General features: G+C 38.5%; 13 protein-coding genes and 1 pseudogene. 5 read left to right on the plus strand and 9 right to left on the minus strand.

What is annotated here, in order from left to right:
• Nucleotides 1-247 precede the first annotated feature (247 nt).
• On the minus strand, nt 248-1,801 hold the full coding sequence (locus ACERCF_RS11030) for an ATP-binding protein (protein WP_373625593.1): 1,554 nt from the start codon (nt 1,799-1,801) through the stop codon (nt 248-250).
• A gap of 140 nt (nt 1,802-1,941) precedes the next feature.
• Nucleotides 1,942-3,549 carry a hypothetical protein gene (locus ACERCF_RS11035; RefSeq protein ID WP_373625594.1) on the minus strand — a complete coding sequence of 536 codons (1,608 nt, stop codon included), beginning with the start codon at nt 3,547-3,549 and terminating at the stop codon, nt 1,942-1,944.
• Nucleotides 3,550-3,857: 308 nt separating this feature from the next.
• Here ACERCF_RS11035 and ACERCF_RS11040 point away from each other — a divergent pair, with 308 nt between their 5' ends.
• Nucleotides 3,858-5,357, plus strand: coding sequence for an RHS repeat domain-containing protein (locus tag ACERCF_RS11040; RefSeq protein ID WP_373625595.1), 1,500 nt, complete (start codon nt 3,858-3,860; stop codon nt 5,355-5,357).
• Between the two features lie 119 nt (nt 5,358-5,476).
• On the opposite strand, the gene ACERCF_RS11045 is transcribed toward ACERCF_RS11040, so the two are convergent.
• Nucleotides 5,477-7,033, minus strand: coding sequence for an ATP-binding protein (locus tag ACERCF_RS11045; RefSeq protein WP_373625596.1), 1,557 nt, complete (start codon nt 7,031-7,033; stop codon nt 5,477-5,479).
• 335 nt (nt 7,034-7,368) lie between these two features.
• Here ACERCF_RS11045 and ACERCF_RS11050 point away from each other — a divergent pair, with 335 nt between their 5' ends.
• A complete protein-coding gene (locus ACERCF_RS11050) occupies nt 7,369-8,409 on the plus strand; it encodes an IS481 family transposase (RefSeq protein WP_373625605.1) in 1,041 nt (346 codons plus the stop codon).
• Nucleotides 8,410-8,683: 274 nt separating this feature from the next.
• On the opposite strand, the gene relB is transcribed toward ACERCF_RS11050, so the two are convergent.
• Entirely contained in the window at nt 8,684-8,920 is a 237-nt protein-coding gene (gene relB, locus ACERCF_RS11055) for a type II toxin-antitoxin system RelB family antitoxin (protein WP_373625597.1), read from the minus strand.
• Nucleotides 8,921-9,095: 175 nt separating this feature from the next.
• Nucleotides 9,096-10,208: a porin gene (locus ACERCF_RS11060; protein WP_373625598.1), complete on the minus strand. Its 1,113-nt coding sequence runs from the start codon at nt 10,206-10,208 to the stop codon at nt 9,096-9,098.
• A gap of 479 nt (nt 10,209-10,687) precedes the next feature.
• On the opposite strand from ACERCF_RS11060, the gene recB reads away from it, so the two are divergent.
• Nucleotides 10,688-14,215: an exodeoxyribonuclease V subunit beta gene (gene recB, locus ACERCF_RS11065; RefSeq protein ID WP_373625599.1), complete on the plus strand. Its 3,528-nt coding sequence runs from the start codon at nt 10,688-10,690 to the stop codon at nt 14,213-14,215.
• Nucleotides 14,216-14,254: 39 nt separating this feature from the next.
• On the opposite strand, the gene ACERCF_RS11070 is transcribed toward recB, so the two are convergent.
• The 4 genes from ACERCF_RS11070 to ACERCF_RS11085 form a co-directional block, all read right to left on the minus strand.
• Nucleotides 14,255-14,401, minus strand: coding sequence for a GreA/GreB family elongation factor (locus tag ACERCF_RS11070; protein WP_373625600.1), 147 nt, complete (start codon nt 14,399-14,401; stop codon nt 14,255-14,257).
• Nucleotides 14,334-14,831, minus strand: coding sequence for a transcription elongation factor GreB (gene greB / locus ACERCF_RS11075; RefSeq protein ID WP_373625601.1), 498 nt, complete (start codon nt 14,829-14,831; stop codon nt 14,334-14,336). The genes ACERCF_RS11070 and greB overlap by 68 nt, the downstream gene beginning before the upstream one ends.
• A gap of 90 nt (nt 14,832-14,921) precedes the next feature.
• The gene (gene pepB, locus ACERCF_RS11080) at nt 14,922-16,202 is read right to left on the minus strand and encodes an aminopeptidase PepB (RefSeq protein WP_373625602.1); all 1,281 of its coding nucleotides are present in this window, start codon (nt 16,200-16,202) and stop codon (nt 14,922-14,924) included.
• Between the two features lie 151 nt (nt 16,203-16,353).
• The gene (locus tag ACERCF_RS11085) at nt 16,354-17,175 is read right to left on the minus strand and encodes a 5'-nucleotidase, lipoprotein e(P4) family (RefSeq protein ID WP_373625603.1); all 822 of its coding nucleotides are present in this window, start codon (nt 17,173-17,175) and stop codon (nt 16,354-16,356) included.
• Between the two features lie 144 nt (nt 17,176-17,319).
• On the opposite strand from ACERCF_RS11085, the gene ACERCF_RS11090 reads away from it, so the two are divergent.
• Nucleotides 17,320-18,261: a bile acid:sodium symporter family protein gene (locus tag ACERCF_RS11090; RefSeq protein ID WP_373625604.1), complete on the plus strand. Its 942-nt coding sequence runs from the start codon at nt 17,320-17,322 to the stop codon at nt 18,259-18,261.
• A gap of 454 nt (nt 18,262-18,715) precedes the next feature.
• A pseudogene (locus tag ACERCF_RS11095) lies at nt 18,716-18,798 on the plus strand (IS1595 family transposase); the annotation flags it as partial.

Genomic DNA, 18,798 nt, shown 5'->3' on the forward strand with positions numbered 1-18,798 from the left:
TGGCAACCTTACTTGATGGAAAACGGATTTGGGTGGAAAAGAATTTAAGCTCAAATTAATCTGACAGACACGGTAATTTTAAACGGGGGACTGTCAGATTAGGTTTGATCTTCTACAAATTAAGCCTCAGCAGCAATGCTGAGGCTTTTTTATCTTTTAAATTCTTCGTATTATTTCCAAAAACAAGCGGTTAAATTTCCCTTGTTTTTTGCAAAATTTTCAGGAAATTTAACCGCTTGTCACCATATTATAAGCGAGCAATATCAAACGCGACTTCTCGGCTATCTTTATTAAACTCCACCCCAATTTGGTAAATCGTTTTGCCTTGTCCTTGATATTTCTTCGCATAATCTCGGTCGATAATCTGTGCTAACGCTAACCCAAGCGGGCTTTCTTTCACATCTTTCCCTACTACTTTAAACTCAAAAATATAAACGTGGTTATTCACAAGCAATGTCATATCAATATTGCCGACATTGGTAGCATCTTCCGTAATAATCGGAAAACCAAGACTAGCAAAATAGGCATAAAACACGCTCGCCCAATAGCCTTCGTAATAAGCAATATTATTGTTTCTGTGCCAATCGTGCGGAATACTGGCGAAAAAGGCTTTGAGAACAAGCTGCATTCTGGTTATGTCGTGTTGAATTAAGGTATCGTATAAATAAGAACTTAGCTCTAGTCCTGAATCGTTTTTATGTAAAAAGCGTCTCAACAATAAGGCATTCAGGCTCTGCTGCACCTCTTTATTAGGGAATTTTAGCGTATAACCCGCTCTGCCCATTTTTTCAATTTGTTGGTTAATCGTAAGATAACCAGTCTGGAACATAAGGGCGATAGGGCTAATATCGCCCACATCGAATTTGGATAACAATAAATTATCCGAAATTTGCTGGGAGATTCTACCCAAATCCACATTTTCATTGATGAGTTTGTCAATCAAAAAGGTGGGCGACCCCGTTTCAAACCAATAAGGCTCGTAAATCCGTTTTTGGAAAAACAACAAAATATCAAACGGATTATACACACTCTCACCAGACCAGTTATAGCCGTTGTACCAATTTTTCAGCTCGTTTAAATCCACGCCTGATAATTCAGGAGCAAACACCGCTTCAAGCTCGGATTGGGTATAGCCGCAGAGGTTGGAGAACTGTTTGTCTAATGTGGCATCGTAGAGGTTATTCAAGCCCGAAAACAGGTTGATTTTACTGAATTTGGACACGCCAGTGAGCATTGCAAAGCGGATATTCGCATCTTGCCCTTTAATTACCGAATAAAAATCCCTTAGAATATCCCGCATTTGTAGGGCGGTTTCGGCGTGTTCTAAATTATCTAAAATCGCTTTATCGTATTCATCAATTAAAATAACTGCTTTTTGTTGGTGCTTTTCGACAATTTTATTAATTAAGTCATCAAACAACGTCCCCAACCCCGAAAAATCAGCCAATTCCACCCCATATTGTTTGGCATTTTGTTGTAATTGCGAGGTGAGTAACTCTGTTATTGTAGCTTTGGATTTTGCTACCCCTTTGGCAAAATTAAAGCGAATAACAGGAAATTTAGCCGACCAATCCCAATGCTTTTCAGCATACAACCCAGAAAACAATGCCTTATTCCCTGAAAACAGCTCGGCAATGGTATCCAACGTTAAACTCTTGCCAAACCGACGGGGACGGGAGAGGAAAATAAATTTTCCGGTTTCAATCAATTCCAAGATTGGTCGGGTTTTATCCACATAGTAATAGCCCTCTTGAACCAATTGGGCAAAGGTTTGAATACCGATAGGCAGTTGTTTTTTCATCTTTTCTCTCCGAAAAAGGCGGCTGATGAGCCAAATTATAGCAGAATTGCAAATTTTTAGGAAAAAATGACCGCTTGTAACGGCTTTAAGGTAGGAAAAAAGCCCCCATATTTCTATGGAGGCTTTGGCTTGGACATTCTTTAGACAAGGTCAGAAATGTTAATATCCGCATCAATAATTAACTTGTAAGTTGAATTATCAATTTGCGTTGAATATTGATTATAGAGTTGCTTATCAATAGTTGTTGGGCTATTGAGATTTTCTAATTCAATGTCTTCTAAACGTACAGTATCTTTTGAATCACCTAGAATACGCACCTCTTTTGATAATGCTTTTAGTGCATTTTTATCTAATGTTAAAGAAGATTGTGTTGATTCATCAGATAATTGAATGAACCTTACATTAGCGAGTTTAGACAGTTTTTCAGCTGTCCAATCACTACTGTCCGTCATATCTAAATGGAAGGATTTATCCGCTTGACCTCCTGCATTACCAATAATTATTTGATCAATACGCCCATTTCCTCCAAAATCTATCATTGTTAATTTTGTACTACCAAATGAATCATGTTCAAAATAATCAATGCGAGAAGTTTTCCCTAAGCCATTAAAAACTTTCCACGAGGTTGCTTTATTAAACGCCTGAGAATTCAAGTTATTGCCATCGTAATCATATGAGAAATACCTTGTTACATCTCCTTCTTTATTAATCTTTCCGTCTCCATCGCTGTCCACTTCCCAAATTGTTGCTCTTCCAAAGTCATCATAGTGATTTGTACGGATATAGCGTAATGCTGCTTTATTTGGGTTATCAATTTCTAATGGTGACTTGATATACGTTCCGGCTCGTGAAGGATCATACTCAGTAACGGTATAGAACTGACCATAGTTCGTAGATGTAAAGTGATATAAAGCATCATCAGCAGTAACACCATTGCCCGTTCTATCAACATAAACTCGTTCACGATTACCTAACGTATCATATGTTATTGTCTCAATATAGTCAGGAGTATCTAAGTTGTTATCTGAATCTCTACGTTCACTGGTTACTCGACCATAATTATCATATGTATAATGAATGGCTGAATCCGTAGAGCCATTATTATCACTATCTTTTTGTAACATAGTAATTCTACCAAGAGCATCTCGGATATAGGTTTCGGAAGAATCTATAGAACCGGTGTTACCAGTGTCTATTTCTTTTTTCTTCAAGTTTCCATCAGGATAATACTGATAAACTTCCCTACGGTCGATTGAACCATTTCCATCAACATCAAAGAAAGCTTCGGAAGCACGACCATACTCATTCAGCCTATATGTTGTTTTACTATTAATGGTAGTGTCGCCCAGAAGATCTGTTTTAGTTACCCCAGTTTGATTATTTGCATTTAAGCTATACTCCTCAATCTTCGCTATAACTTCTTCCAAAATCCCATCTTTATTTTTAATGAGATTATAGAAGTGGGTTTTCTCTATAGCACCATCAGCCTGTAAGGTGTAAACCTCTTTCTTATCAAATTGATCATCATTTGTTAAATCAATCTCTTTTTGAGTAACTTTACCGTTCGCATCTAAGGTATAGACTTCACGGTAATCAGGCTCGTCGTCTACGTTATTATCCCGTTGCATAGAGATTTTTTCGCCTTTCACGTTATAGTCATACTTCAACACTTGGTCGATGCCGGCAACAGGTTTACCGCTGTTATCAGACGGTGGTTTACCTGTAGTTTCTTTAGCGTCATTGTCCACTAATACCCTTGCAACCCTGCCTAAACTGTCGAAGATCTGATAATGGATCTTATCAAGAAAACAAGCTACTAACTTATTCAGATTTGATTTGTTAAAAAGCGACTGTTTTATCCATTTTTACTTTGAGTGTTTTTTCTTCTAATTTTTATCAAATGGAGTATTCTATTATTTTTTAGACTAAATAATATAGGAAACAAGTTGGCTAGATTTTAGCCTTTTTAGTACTTGGCTTTATACGTTACAAATGAGATGGTTTTCTTGATAAGATCCATTATCAGCAGTTCGATAATCTAGGTAGGGTTCGTGAAGTGTTGGTGAACAATGATGCCGATACTACCACAGGAAAAGCACAGCAAGATAATGGTGGCAACACCGTACAAGGCATAGACCAGGTATTGAAATATGACTACAACGTAAAAGGCGAAAGAACCTCCCTTGAGCGTGATAACAACGTAGATGGTAAATTTAACTACCGTGAAACTTACACCCTAGATGCAAATGGTCGTTGGATTGGTAAAAACATCGACTTAACTAACGATGGTACTTTTGATAGAAAAGAGGTGTATAGTCGTGAAGCAGATGGTGGCTTAACACAGACTAACTTCTATAATCTAGTTAATGACAGAGAAGTCTTAACCAAGATTGAGTATTATGAACTAAATGTAAACAATCAGCGTACTAAGTTATCAATAGATACTTTAGGAGATAACACTATCAACTCAATCACTCGCTATGATCTAGATAACTTAGGTAGAACAGAGAAATCCTATTTTGATACTGATGGTGATAAAACCACTGACCGTATAGAAGCCTACACTCGTGATTCGAACGGGAATATTCTCCGTACTGAAATCATTAATAATGATGGTGAAGTACAAGCCGTACGAATTTACGAGCGAAATGCACTAGGTCAAGTAACCAAACAGGAAGTTGATAGCGATAATGATGGCATTATAGATACCCGTTATGAGTACACTCGTGATGCTCAGGGTAATGAGACGGCTTATAAAGTCTACTCTTATAATCCTATAACCAAACAGCAAGAGCTTACACAATCGGCTAAAAGAGAGTTTGATGAGCTAAATAGAGCGAAGTATATTGAATTATCGTATGTAGATAGCTCAAGAGATTATCGTGTTGATTATACTTATGATGACTTTGGAAGAAGACTTTCTGATGTACATTCTGGCTCAAGAACTCATACATGGACATATGATTATAATGACGATAACACACTTAGGGAGCGCCTAGATTATAATAAAGATGGGGTATTCACATCTAAGTCTTTATTTGTTGAATATTATCCTGAATTCAACGCTGCGAAAGTAGTAGAGGGATACAATGCACAAGATGAACTAGAAAGTACTACTATCTGGCTACGTGATAGTACCGGTGCAATGACTAATTCATTAATCGACAATACTAACAACGGCAAAGGCTGGGATACTTATACCTTCGGAGATCGTGGTGCAAATGGTGTTAACCGTAACTTGAGCCAAGACTTTACGGAGTGGAGTGAGGAAAAACTAGCCCAACTAGGCGATTCATTAAGTTTAATCCGAATGCTAAATAATAGTGCTGTTTCTGAACTTACCCTCAACGCTGAAGTGGTAGCGAAAATTAGTGATGGAGGTTTACGAGTACAAGGTGGTTCAGATAAGAATGATGTTCTTAATCTATCAGGTTTTGAGAAGGCTTCAAGCAGCAGTGTAAGAGGTTACGACCTCTACACCGCAACTGTTGGCGAGGAGGACTTAAATCTTTATGTTCAAGCGAACGACAGTATTACGGTTAATATTCTTGGCTAATTACTAAACTTTTAGCGTTAATAAACCAAAGCCCCATCGCAATATGGGGCTTTTTTCGCTCCACTCTTCTTACAAGCGGTCAAATTTCCGGCAAAATTCAACCGCTTGTAATTACCTGTTTATAAACAAGCCACATCAAACGTCACGTCTCGACTCTCTTTGTTAAATTCCACGCCGATTTGGTAAATCGTTTTGCCTTGTCCTTGATATTTCTTCGCATAATCTCGGTCGATAATCTGAGCAAGAGCTAAACCCAGCGGGCTTTCTTTCACATCTTTTCCCACCACTTTAAACTCAAAAATATAAACGTGGTTATTCACGAGCAATGTCATATCAATATTGCCCACATTGGTAGCATCTTCTGTAATAATCGGAAAACCAAGACTAGCAAAATAGGCATAAAACACGCTCGCCCAATAGCCTTCGTAATAAGCAATATTGTTATTTCTGTGCCAATCGTGTGGAATGCTGGCGAAAAAGGCTTTGAGGACTAACTGCATACGAGCGATATCGTGTTGGATTAGAGCGTCGTATAAATAGGAACTCAACTCTAGCCCTGAATCTTTTTTATGTAAAAAGCGTCTTAATAATAGCTCGCTCAGGCTCTGTTGCACCTCTTTATTCGGGAATTTAAGGGTATAACCCACTTTACCTAAGCGTTCTACTTGCTGGTTTATCGTGAGATAACCTGTTTGGAACATTAACGCAATCGGGCTGATATCGCCTACATCAAAGCGAGAAAGCAAGTGATTATCCGAAATTTGCTGAGTAATTCTGCCTAAATCGACATTTTCATTGATTAATTTATCCACCAAAAACGTAGGCGACCCCGTTTCAAACCAATAAGGCTGGTAAATTCGGGTTTGGAAGTACAACAACACATCAAACGGGTTATACACACTCTCCCCCGACCAATTATAGCCGTTGTACCAATTCTTCAGCTCGCTTAAATCCACACCCGATAATTCAGGGGCGAATACAGTTTCTAGTTCAGCTTGAGTATAACCACATAAATCGGAGAATTGTTTGTCGAGTGTCGCATCGTACAAGTTATTCAATCCTGAAAAGAGATTGATTTTGCTGAATTTGGAGACGCCTGTGAGCATTACAAAACGCAGATAGGCATCGCTTTCTTTTAGCACGCTATAAAAATCTCTTAAGCGGTTTCTAGCTAAGATAGCTTGTTCTGGGGTGGAGAGATTATCTAAAATCGGCTTATCATATTCATCAACTAACACCACCACTTTTTGCTCTGTTTGCGTGTAAATATGCTTGATAATCCGCTGAAAACGAGCCGCTTCCGATAAATGTGATTTTTCAGACAAACCGTGAATTTCTTCGAGTTCCTCGAGCTTTTCATTCAGAATTTGAATTAAACGCTCTTCATCAAAGGTCACATTTGTGCCAAAACTAATACGGATAACAGGATATTCCTTCGCCCAATCCCAATGCTTCTCAGCATACAATCCTTCAAATAAGGCTTTGTTGCCCGAAAACAGCTCGGCGATGGTATCTAAGGTTAAACTTTTGCCAAAACGACGAGGGCGGGAGAGGAAAATAAACTCACTGGTATTGATGAGTTCAATGATTTTTTGCGTTTTATCTACATAGTAGTATTCATTGTTTTCTCTTAACTTAGCAAAGGTTTGAATACCAATAGGGAGCTGTTTTTTCATATTCTCTCCAAAAATGGGAATTAAGCGTTGATTGGAATTATAGCAGAATTGTAAATTTTTCGGGAAATTTGACCGCTTGTAAGAAGAGTAGAGCGAAAAAAAGCCCCATATTGTTATGGGGCTTTGTTATCAAAGTTATATAAGATTAACCTAAAACAGTACTTGTATCAGTATCTACTAAAATGAAAATGGTTTTCACATCAGTTTCAACATACACCGTATAGGTTTTATTTGTAGAAGATCAGACTTGATCTGACAATTCACTCTAAAAAGTGAGAGTTTCCCGTTTAGAATATGAGTGTCCAAATTCAATCTAAACAAAAAAGGAAACTCTCATATTTTATTCTAACAATCCCCTTATTAAACACAAGACCGGTTTATTAAATTTAGCAGAAGAACTGGGCAATATCTCTCAAGCCTGTAAGGTGATGAGGATGAATCGAGATACCTTCTATCGCTATCAACAAGCGGTTGAGCAAGGTGGGGTGGATGCCTTACTTAATCAAAATCGGCGTGCTCCTAATCTAAAAAATCGTGTGGATGAGGCAACAGAGCAAGCTGTTGTGAAGTTTGCATTCGATAATCCGGCATTTGGGCAGGTACGAGTCAGTAACGAACTCCGTAAACAAGGTATTTTTATCTCAGCAGGCGGTGTGTGTTCTATTTGGCTACGCCATAATCTCGCTAACTTTAAACAGCGTTTAAATGCGTTAGAAAAAGCAGTGGCTGAGAAAGGCATTATTCTGAATGAAAACCAAGTTCAAGCCTTGGAGCGTAAAAAAGAAGATGATGTGGCTTGTGGCGAAATTGAAACGGCTCATCTGGGCTATCTAGGTCCACAAGATACCTTCTATGTGGGGAATCTTAAGGGGGGTGGACGCATTTATCAACAGACCTTTATTGATACTTATAGTAAAGTCGCATTTGCAAAACTGTATACGATGAAGACCGCTATCAGTGCTGCGGATATGCTCAATGATAAAGTCCTACCGTTCTTTGAGTCCCAAGGATTACCGATGTTGCGTATTCTTACCGACCGAGGCAGTGAGTACTGTGGCAAGGTGGAAAATCACGATTATGAGCTTTATTTAGCGATAAATGACATAGAGCATACGAAAACGAAAGTGAAGCATCCCCAGACGAATGGTATCTGCGAACGCTTCCATAAGACGATTTTACAAGAGTTTTACCAAGTCGTATTTAGGAAGACAATTTATATGGATTTAGCGACATTACAAGCAGATTTAGATGAATGGTTAATGTATTATAATCATCATCGAACTCATCAAGGAAAAATGTGCTGTGGCAGAACACCGATGGCAACCTTACTTGATGGAAAACGGATTTGGGTGGAAAAGAATTTAAGCTCAAATTAATCTGACAGACACGGTAATTTTAAATGGGGGACTGTCAGATTAGGTTTGATCTTCTACAATTTAGTGCTGTGATTAGAAGCTCGCCATTGTCAATTTGGCAAATAATCCTAAAATTCTCTACTCTATAACGCCACTTTCCGGATAGATTGGCACTCAATGCTTTGCCTCTATCTCGAGGGTTTCCAGCATAGCGACACCATCTAAATAATCCATAATTTTGTCCACTAATTGTGGGTTCTTTTTATTAAGTTTTTTTAACTGCTTTAACGCAGATTCAGAGTATATCACGCTCCATTTTGATTGCATTACGCACCTCATCTGCAGTATAAGTACGCTCCTTGCCGGCTCTAATGCGTTCAGTAACTGCATTAGCAAGCAACAAATCCTCTATATTTTCCAAATAGCTTTCTAGTGCTTGAGCTAAATAAAAGGATTTAGAGCGTCCGGTTTGTTTGGTTAAGTTGTTTAATCTCTCATCTAAGCGAGGGTCTAAACGTACGGTCATAGCCATTTTCTTTTCCTCATTTTTGCTATACCTAATCATAATAACTAAAAAAACCGATTAATTTCAAGTGGTATCATATATTCAATGCTCTACTGGGTTTTTGTGGCATCATAGTTTACAACACAAAAAAGCCACTCTTGCGAGTGGCTAAAAAACTAAGGTGAGTGTTTTTTTATTAAGATTAGAAATTGATACGAACACCTGCAGCAATGCGGCTATCTTTCTCGATAGTTTCGCCAGCTTGTTTGGTTCTGCCTTTACCACCTTCAAGATATACGAATGTAGATCTGTTGAAGTTATGATCAACACCTAGTTTCCAGCCTAAGTTTTTCGCTTTAGCTTGACCAGCATTTTGACCTGTACCGAATAATACACCACCGTAGATGCTATTTTGTGGAGTTACCGCATATTTCACACCCACATCAAAGCGGTTGATTTTTTCAAATTTTTCGCTACCAAATGTTTGGAATTTAAAGAATTTATCTTTTGATTTACCATAAGCCCAGTCGATACCTGTAGTAAAGTTACCGTAGTTGATATCAAAACCTACGCCTGCAAATTTACGTTTGAATTCTTCTTCTTTACCCACAGTAACTGTTTCTTTGATACATACTGTTTGTACTGGATTTAGTTCATTTCCATCTTTATCAGTTAATTTAGCATATCCATTACATACTGAAGTGCTTGCACCTGCTTTAGCCGCAGTTAATTCACCGTAACCTGAACCAAAGCGTACTTTTGCATCGCCTAACTGACCGTCATAGAATAAACCGAATTGGAAACCTTGACCCTCATCTATTTTGGATTTATCTGAATGACCTACATAGTAGTCTGCTGCGAAGCGAACGCCGTTAAATTTAGCAGACATAAAGTGTAATGCTTTACCGTGAGCATCTAAGAATACGTTACCGCCCATTTCTTTCGTATAGTTTGCTTTAGGAATGTGGTCACCGGCTACTAATTGACGACCAAAAGTTAAAGTACCGATATCGTTATGGCGAACACCTGCGAACACACGGTGTGCACGAATATCATCGCCAAAGCCGGTTTTAGAAAAACGTAATTCAGCAGAGGCTAATGCATCATAACCATTACCGATTTCTTGGAATGCACGTACGCCCAAACGTGAGCCTCTATCAACAACATCGGTACGTTTGTTTTCAACTTTAATAACTTCTAATGCAAGGCGACCGTACATATCAATTTTAGCACCGTCTTTTTCATAAATAACGGTTGCGTTTGCCCCACCGGCAGCCATTGCCGCTACTGCTAATGCAAGAAGTGTTTTTTTCATAATGTTTTTCCTTATAGTTAGAGTTTTAACAAGTCGGTTGCCCGACAGTTTAGAAATACTTAACACAAGTTTTTGCGTTTCTTGTTGTGGCGAAATTTACACAAATAAAAAATCTTCGTCAAATTTTCAGAACTTTACGGAACTTTTTAAAAATCTTTTAAAATCAAATGGTTATGGTTTTTTGATAATATTTTAGTTTGTTTAAAAATGAGGGCTAGATCACATTTTTAATAATTCTTTTGGAGTGAAACTTCAAAATTAAAAACATAACTTATTGATTTTTATATAAATTTCATAAAGACAGAGAAAGTGTGTACACAAAAACGCAAAAAATTCAAACTTTTATTCAGATTTGTGAGATTGATCACAAAATAAATTTAAATGCAATAGAAAAAGTGGCAATTCTTCCCTATTCTAGTCTGGTTATTTGCTTTTTTTGCCGATAAAATCTTTGGACTCTTTTTCATAAGTAACGAATGATGAAAAACCTAAATCCTATTACATTACCTTTAAATAAATCGGTGTTAATTGAGGCTTCCGCCGGCACAGGGAAAACCTTTACTATTGCCAACCTGTATTTACGTTTATTGCTCGGCATTGGTTGCAATCCTTTAACGGTGGAACAAATTTTGGTGGTGACTTTTACCAAAGCGGCAACCGAAGAATTGAAAAACCGTATCCGTAAAAATATTCAGCAATGTGCCGACTTTTTAAAAGATCAAGCTGATGGTTTGGAGGCGGAAAGTACAAAATCCTATCGAAACAATCTTGATTTTTTGGCACAGATTTATCCGTTAATTCCGAATATTCACGAAGCATTGTTACGTTTAAGCATTGCCGAACGGGAAATTGACTCTGCCAGCGTGTTTACCATTCACGGCTTTTGTCAAAAAATGCTGGTGCAGTTTGCGTTTGAATCGGGCGTGCGGTTTGACTTGGATTTACAGCCAAACCAAAGTGATCTACTTAAAAAATTAAGTGAAGAAGTCTGGCGAGAGCAATTCTATCCGCAAGGCGTAACAGAAAGTGAAATTATTTCGGCTGAATTAATCACGCCAGAAAGTGCGTTAAGTGCAGTAAGACATTATTTATCTAGTGAATTGCCAGAGCCGAAAGCCTTTTTAAATCAAGATTTTTCTGAGCAGTTAGCGGAATATAATCGGTTCATTGATGAGGTAAGATCTTACTGGAAAAGCCATAGTGAAGAGCTAATAGAAGCAATTAGGCAAGATCTTAAAAATAAAACAACGTTACACGGCGGTTGGTATCGCCCAGCGACTTTTGAAGCAGGTGTGATTGCAATGAATCAATGGGCAAATTCGGCAAACCGTTATTTGCCTGATGAGTTCTATTTGTTCACATCACCGAAAATTGCCGCAGGCACGAAGAAAAGCTGCGAGCCGATGGATTTACCTCAACTTGTAAAAAATCAGGCATTTTTGACCGCTTACAAAGAGCAATTTGAACACAGCTTAAAATCTATTTTACTCTATCAATTCCTAATCGGTTTAAAAAATAAGTTAGCAAACTATAAGCAATCGCATCCGCAACGTGGTTTTGATGATTTGCTGACAATGCTGAACCAAGCGTTGAAAAATCCGCAAACAGGCAAAGCCTTAGCCCAAAAAATTCGTTCCATTTATCCGTTTGCGATGATTGATGAGTTCCAAGATACCGATCTCACCCAATATGAAATTTTCAGCCAAATTTTTATGGCGGAGCAGAGCGATAACGGTTTTATTATGATTGGCGATCCAAAACAATCTATTTATAAATTCCGTGGGGCGGATATTTTCACTTATTTAAGAGCGGCAAAACAGGCGAGCGAGCAATTTACGCTTGGCAAAAACTGGCGCTCGTTGCCTGAGGTGGTACAAGCGGTCAATAATTTGTTTAATTTTGCAAATGGGGCAAAACCGCCATTTCTTTATGAAGATATTGGCTTTCACCCTGTTGAAGCAGATAGCAACAAAGGCAAGCTGATTAGCGAGCAAGGGCATTTTGTTTGCTACACCAGCGAGAAAACCAAGCTCGATGATGTGGCAGAAATTTGTGCGTATCAAATTCATCAACAGCTTAATGCAATGAGTGAGGGAAAATTTGGCATTGAGAAAAATGGTGAATTCAAACCGTTTGAGCCAAAAGATATTGCCATTTTGGTGAGAAAAGGCTCTCAGGCAAAACGCATTAAAAAAGCCTTAGCGAAGCGGAATATAAAATCGGTTTATTTGGCGGAATCGGCGTCTGTATTTGGCTCGGAAATTGCGAAAGAGCTTTGCAGGATCTTACAAGCAGGGCTGAATCCTTACAACTATAAAGCCTTATTCTCTGCCTTAGGTTCAACCCTTTGGGGGCTAAGTGCAGCAGAGATTTATCGCTACAAAGAAAACGAAATGCTGTGGGATTTAAAGGTTAATCAGTTTGTGGAATACAGCTCCATTTGGAAAGAGCAGGGCATTTTGCCGATGCTGCATAAAATCTATTTGGAGCAAGGTATTATTGAGCGATTAAAAAGTTTAGCGAACGCTGATAGGCTAATTACCGACTTATTGCATTTAACTGAAATTCTACAAGAAACATCGCAAACATTGGAATCAGAAACCGAGCTGGTGCGTTGGTATGAAAAGCAAATCAGCTCTCCAGATTTTAATGATGAACAGCAACTTCGTCTTGAAAGCGAAGAGGAGTTGATCAAAATTGTAACGATTCACGGCTCAAAAGGCTTGCAGTATCCTATTGTTTGGTTGCCGTTTGCCGCAGAAAAAAGTGAGGGCGATACGAAAGCAAATTTAGGCTTATACCGCAATGCACAAGGCGAGCTGGATTGGTATTTAGGCGAAGAAGAGGCAAAAGAGCAAATCCAAAATGAAGCCTATGCGGAAGATCTTCGTCTGTTTTATGTGGCATTAACCCGTGCGGAATCACAGCTTAATTTAGTGTTACCAAAAATGATTTCAGGTTGGAGTCCGTTGCATTATTTATTAGCAGAAGGCGAGTTACCGAAAGAAAAATCAAGCGTGGCGGATTATTTTGCTCAAAAACAGATTTCAGCCGATATGATTGAAGTGGAAGAGCAATTACCATTTAGCCGTTGGGAAAATAATAAAACAGAAGAGCATTACCAAGCCAAAACCTTTAATGGCAATATTCGAGTAGTAGGGCAGATCACCAGCTTTACTTCACTTTATGCACAGCACGAGCGTTTTAGTGAAGGAAGAGCAGATAGAGTGATGGAATTAGCCCAAGATAGAGATGTGCATATTGACGTTATTGAGCCAGATTATACGTTGGAAACTGATGCTTTTTCGCCCTTCCAATTCCCACACGGTATTAAAGTGGGGACGGTGTTACACGGCTTTTTTGAGCATTGCCGATTTAGCGAACTAATTGACAGAGAAAGTATTGCGAAAGTTTGTGAGCAACTAGGGTTAAACGAAGAGTGGATTGAGCCAACATCATTGTGGTTTGAACGTATCCTTTCGACCCCTTTGGCGGAAGCTAATTTCTCTTTAAAAGAGATTGATGAAGCGAAGCGATTAAATGAATGGCAATTCTATTTACGCCTAAAAAATGATAAAGCTTTACACCAATTAAATACGTTACTAAAACAACATAGCCCGTTAGCGAAAAACTTGCCCGAGCTGCAATTACCGCAATTAGAAGGCTTTGTGCGTGGGTTTGTGGATTGCATTGTGCAACAGAATGGGAAATTTTATCTTATTGATTATAAATCGAATTTCTTAGGTTATCTGCTACAAAATTATACGAAAGAAAACATTCAGCGAGAGATGGGCAGACAGCGTTATGATTTACAATATTTGCTTTATACCCTTGCAGTACACCGTTATCTGACGGCTCGCTTGGGCGAAAATTACGATTACGAACGTGATTTTGGTGGTGTGGCGTATCTATTTTTACGAGCAATGAATGGAGAAACTGACAACGGCGTTTATTTTGATAAACCAAGCAAAACATTAATTGAAGAAATGGATAGGTTATTTGGGTAGATATGCGTAGGGGCGAAAAATTTTTCGCCCCTACTGGTATTAACTCACTTGCTCATACCAAATCTTATTAATGTAAAGCAACACTTTGCCAACGGGTGTTTCTACTCGAATTTCGTCATCAACTTGTTTGCCGATTAACGCTCTGGCAACAGGGGAATNTATTAATGTAAAGCAACACTTTGCCAACGGGTGTTTCTACTCGAATTTCGTCATCAACTTGTTTGCCGATTAACGCTCTGGCAACAGGGGAATCAATCGAAATCCAGTTTTTAGCAGGGTCAAACTCATCACAGCCAACAATGCGGTATTGCTTGACTTCGCCCTCTTCATTTTCGAGTTCAACCCAAGCCCCGAAAAAGACTTTGCCTTCTTGTTTGGGGTGGTAGTCCACGATTTGCAGTACTTCTAATCGCTTAGAAAGAAAACGCACTCGGCGGTCAATTTCTCTCAAACGGCGTTTGCCGTAAATATATTCCGCATTTTCACTGCGATCGCCTAATGCTGCCGCATCAGAAACCGCTTGGGTAACTTGTGGGCGTTCTTCTTTCCACAAAAACTTAAGTTCTTGATCGAGGGCTTGCCAGCCTGCTCGGGTAATGTAATTGGATTTAGCCACATTCTTCCTTTTTGTTTGATAACAAGCGGTCAAATTTTGCTGATTTTTTGCAAATTTTTAGTAAAAAGTAACCGCTTGTCAGTTTTATATTTACTTAGAAAGCAATAAATTGGCGATGGTTTTGATACCAAGCCCTGTTGCACCAACTGCCCATAAATCATTGGCAGTTTTACGGAATGTGGCGGAAGCATCAATATGCAACCAATTTTGTTGATAATTTTCCACAAAGTAAGATAAAAATGCGGTTGCGGTGCTTGCTCCAGCCCCTACAGGAATTGTGCCTGTGTTTGCAATATCTGCAAAAGAGGAGGTAATTTGTCCTCTGTGGAAATCTTCAAACGGTAAACGCCAGAAAGGCTCGTTTTCCTCTTTCGCAGAGTTAAAGAGTGCGTTGGTTAGGTTATCGTCCATAGAAAGCACAGAGTGGTAATCGTTGCCTACTGCTACTTTTGCCGCACCTGTGAGTGTTGCTGCATCAATAATAAATTGCGGATTTTGTTTTGAAGCATCAATTAAACCATCAGCTAATACTAAACGCCCTTCGGCATCGGTATTTAGCACTTCAACGGTAACACCGTTGCGGTAAGTGATAATATCGCCTAACTTGAACGCATTGTGGCTAACCATATTTTCTGCACAGCAGAGATAGAGTTTTACACGCTTGTTTAAACCACGAGAAATGGCAAAGATAAGTGAACCTGTTAAGAGTGCCGCTCCGCCCATATCGGTACGCATTGTACTCATTCCATCACTTGGTTTCAGGCTGTAACCGCCTGTGTCAAAGGTAATGCCTTTACCCACTAAGCAAGCAAGCACGGGAGCGTTTTTATCATTGGTTGGGTTGAAATCAAGCGTTAAAAGTGCAGGCGGATTGCTTGAGCCTTTACCTACCGTCCAGATACCGTGATAGCCTTTTTCTTTCAAGGCTTCGTCACGAATAATTTCATAAGAAACAGTATTCGGTTTTGCAATTTTTTGAATAAATTCAGCCGCTTGTTGGGCTAATTTTTCAGGGGTTAAAGTGTCTGAAGGCTCATTAATTAACTCTCGCACGAAAGTGGCACATTTTACACGGTTATCGAATTCTGTTTGTTGCTCGCCTAAATCTGGATATTCCACCAAGCCTTGATTTTTAACTGAGTGAAAACCTTGATGGAATGCCCAGCATTCTTCTACATTCCAACCATCGCCAACTAATGCCACATTCAAAATACCTTGATTTTTAATTTTACGGGCGGCTTTTTGAATGGTAGCTAAACCCTTTTTATAATTGTGAACGATAAAGCCCCCATCATTAACAGAAAGCAGGGCATTCTTTCCCCAAACTTCAGGGGCGGCTTGTTGGGAAAGGGTAATTTTCATTGCGGTCATTGGTCGTTCCTTATTGCTTTTAGTATGAATTGAAAGTTTGGGTATCCTAACAAACTTTTGCAAAATTTTATAGAAAAATGACCGCTTGTAATCGGCTAAAAGATTGACAAGCGGTCGTTTTCTAGTTGTTTTTTACGAATGATTTAGCGAGTTATTTGCCGTTCCACGCTTTGATCGCATCGTGGCGGATTTTAATACGGCTTTCTGCATTGCTTTTGTAGTAGTCTTTATCTAAACCACCTTCCCAATCGCCGTAGTTAGGGTTTGGTAATACAATGAATTTTTTGCCGAATAATTTGCTATTTTCAGCCACAAATGCACGGCGTTCTGCATTTGATTTACGGTAGGTTGCATCGCCAAAGTCGTTTAGATTATCGCCAACATAAAGCACGATTTCATAGCCTTGTTTTTCGATCTCTTCAAAGCGAGGCGTTTTGTTTGATTTGTCTTTTTTCAAGAATAAGGTTTTTTCACTCACGCCGGTAAAGCCGAGTTTGTTCATATCATCGATAGTGCCTGCTTTTTCGCCGTCATCTTTACGGTTTGAAACATAAAATACTGTGCCTTTGTTGCTGTTTACATAGTTGTTAAACTCAACAGCCCCTGCAATGGCTCCTGTTTGGCGTGCATTTACCCAACGAGTCCAGCTCTCACCATCAAAGGCTTTATGATTTTTCACTTGCCAGCCAGCGTAAGGGCTGTTATCTACCATTGTTTCATCTAAATCAACCACAACGGCTTTTTTCTTGCCTTTTTTCACTTTTGCCTGATCAAAAGCCACTTTTGCCGTGTTAAACGCTTGGTGTGCTAACGCTTGGTATTCTCCAGATTGTTGCACCCAGTTCACACCTAAAGTTGCTTGCTCTTGTAATACCATTTGATGATGTTCATCACTATTTTTATGTGTGTGAGAACAAGCAGTTAAAATAAATAAAGCGGTTAGGCTCATTGCTGAAAGTTTTAAGTGTTTCATAAAGATATCCTTAATTTTTTTGTTGATAAGCAAAACGATTATACCTAAAAAGAGGCTTTCATTACTATAGTTTTATGAATGCTATTCACTTTTATTTGAAACTCAGGTAGGCTATTAACCTTTTTATAACAATATAGAGGCAATATGCAAACATTATTAAAATTTACGCAATTTGTAAGCAAAACTTTCGCTATTTGGGTGGTGGTTTTTGCTTTAATCGCAGCACAATATCCTGAAACCTTTAAACAATTCGTTCCTTGGATTCCTTACCTATTAGGGATTGTCATGCTTGGAATGGGTTTAACCTTAACATTTAAAGATTTTGCGGAAGTAACGAAAAATCCAAAATCAGTGATTATTGGTGTTATCGCTCAATTCGTGGTAATGCCGAGCATTGCTTACGGATTAGCAAAAGCATTTAACTTACCGCCAGATTTAGCCATTGGTGTGATTTTAGTAGGCTGCTGCCCGGGTGGTACATCATCAAATGTAATGACCTATTTAGCTCGTGGTAACACGGCTTTATCGGTGGCTTGTACAACTATTTCTACGTTATTAGCACCTGTTTTAACTCCTGCGATTTTCTACTTATTTGCGAGCCAATGGTTAGAAATTAATGCAACAGCGATGTTTATCTCGGTATTACAAATGGTGCTATTGCCTATTTTTGTTGGCGTTGTTATTCGTACTATCTTCAAGCAAAAAGTAGAACAATTCAGCCAAACAATGCCGTTAATTTCAGTTATTGCGATCGTGTTAATTGTAACGGCTGTGGTATCAGTTAGCCGTGATCGTATTATTGAGTCTGGTTTATTAATTTTTGCAGTTGTGGCGTTACATAACGGTCTAGGTTATTTAATCGGCTATTTAGCGAGCCGTTTATTCAAACTACCTATTGCAGACAGCAAAGCGGTGGCAATTGAAGTGGGTATGCAGAACTCGGGCTTGGGGGCAGCTCTTGCCGCATTACACTTTAAAGCGAACCCTGTAATTGCCGTACCAAGTGCAGTATTTAGCTTCTGGCACAATATTTCAGGTCCTATCTTAGCAATGATTTTTGCGAAGATAAAAAACGACAAAGAGTAAGTCATAGAGGCTATAGCCAGTATAAAACACCTCAATAAATTGGGTAATTATCCAACTTATTGAGGTGTTTGCTTTTTAAGTGGTTATGTTACTGTTTTTACAAACATTTACCTAATTTTACAATTGGGTTTTAGAAAAGCATTAAATAGCAGGATATTTCATTTATGGGGTTAGGGGTAGGTTTTTATTCTTTTTTTGTGGTTTTTATTGGGTTTTTATTCTGTTTTTATGTTTGGATTTGGTTTTTAAATGTAAATTAACAGTTAAATAGATGTGTTTTATCTTATAAAAATCTGAGTTTGATTTTGAAATGTTTCTTTAATTGTAGATTTATATAAAATAGTTAAATATTTTGGGTATACTCAAAATATACTTGGTTTAGCAGAAAAAGATTTTTCTTGTTATAAATATTTTTGGGGCTGTAGTAGATTAGCATCACTGCTATACTACAAAAATGAAGATAACCCATTGTAAATTAAAGAAATCTTTGCAGAAAAAGCTTCTTGAATTTTTTGTTGCTGAAGTGACCGCTAGAAC

The organism is Mannheimia kashgarensis, from assembly GCF_041807705.1.
In the GTDB taxonomy this organism is placed as follows: Bacteria; Pseudomonadota; Gammaproteobacteria; order Enterobacterales; family Pasteurellaceae; genus Mannheimia.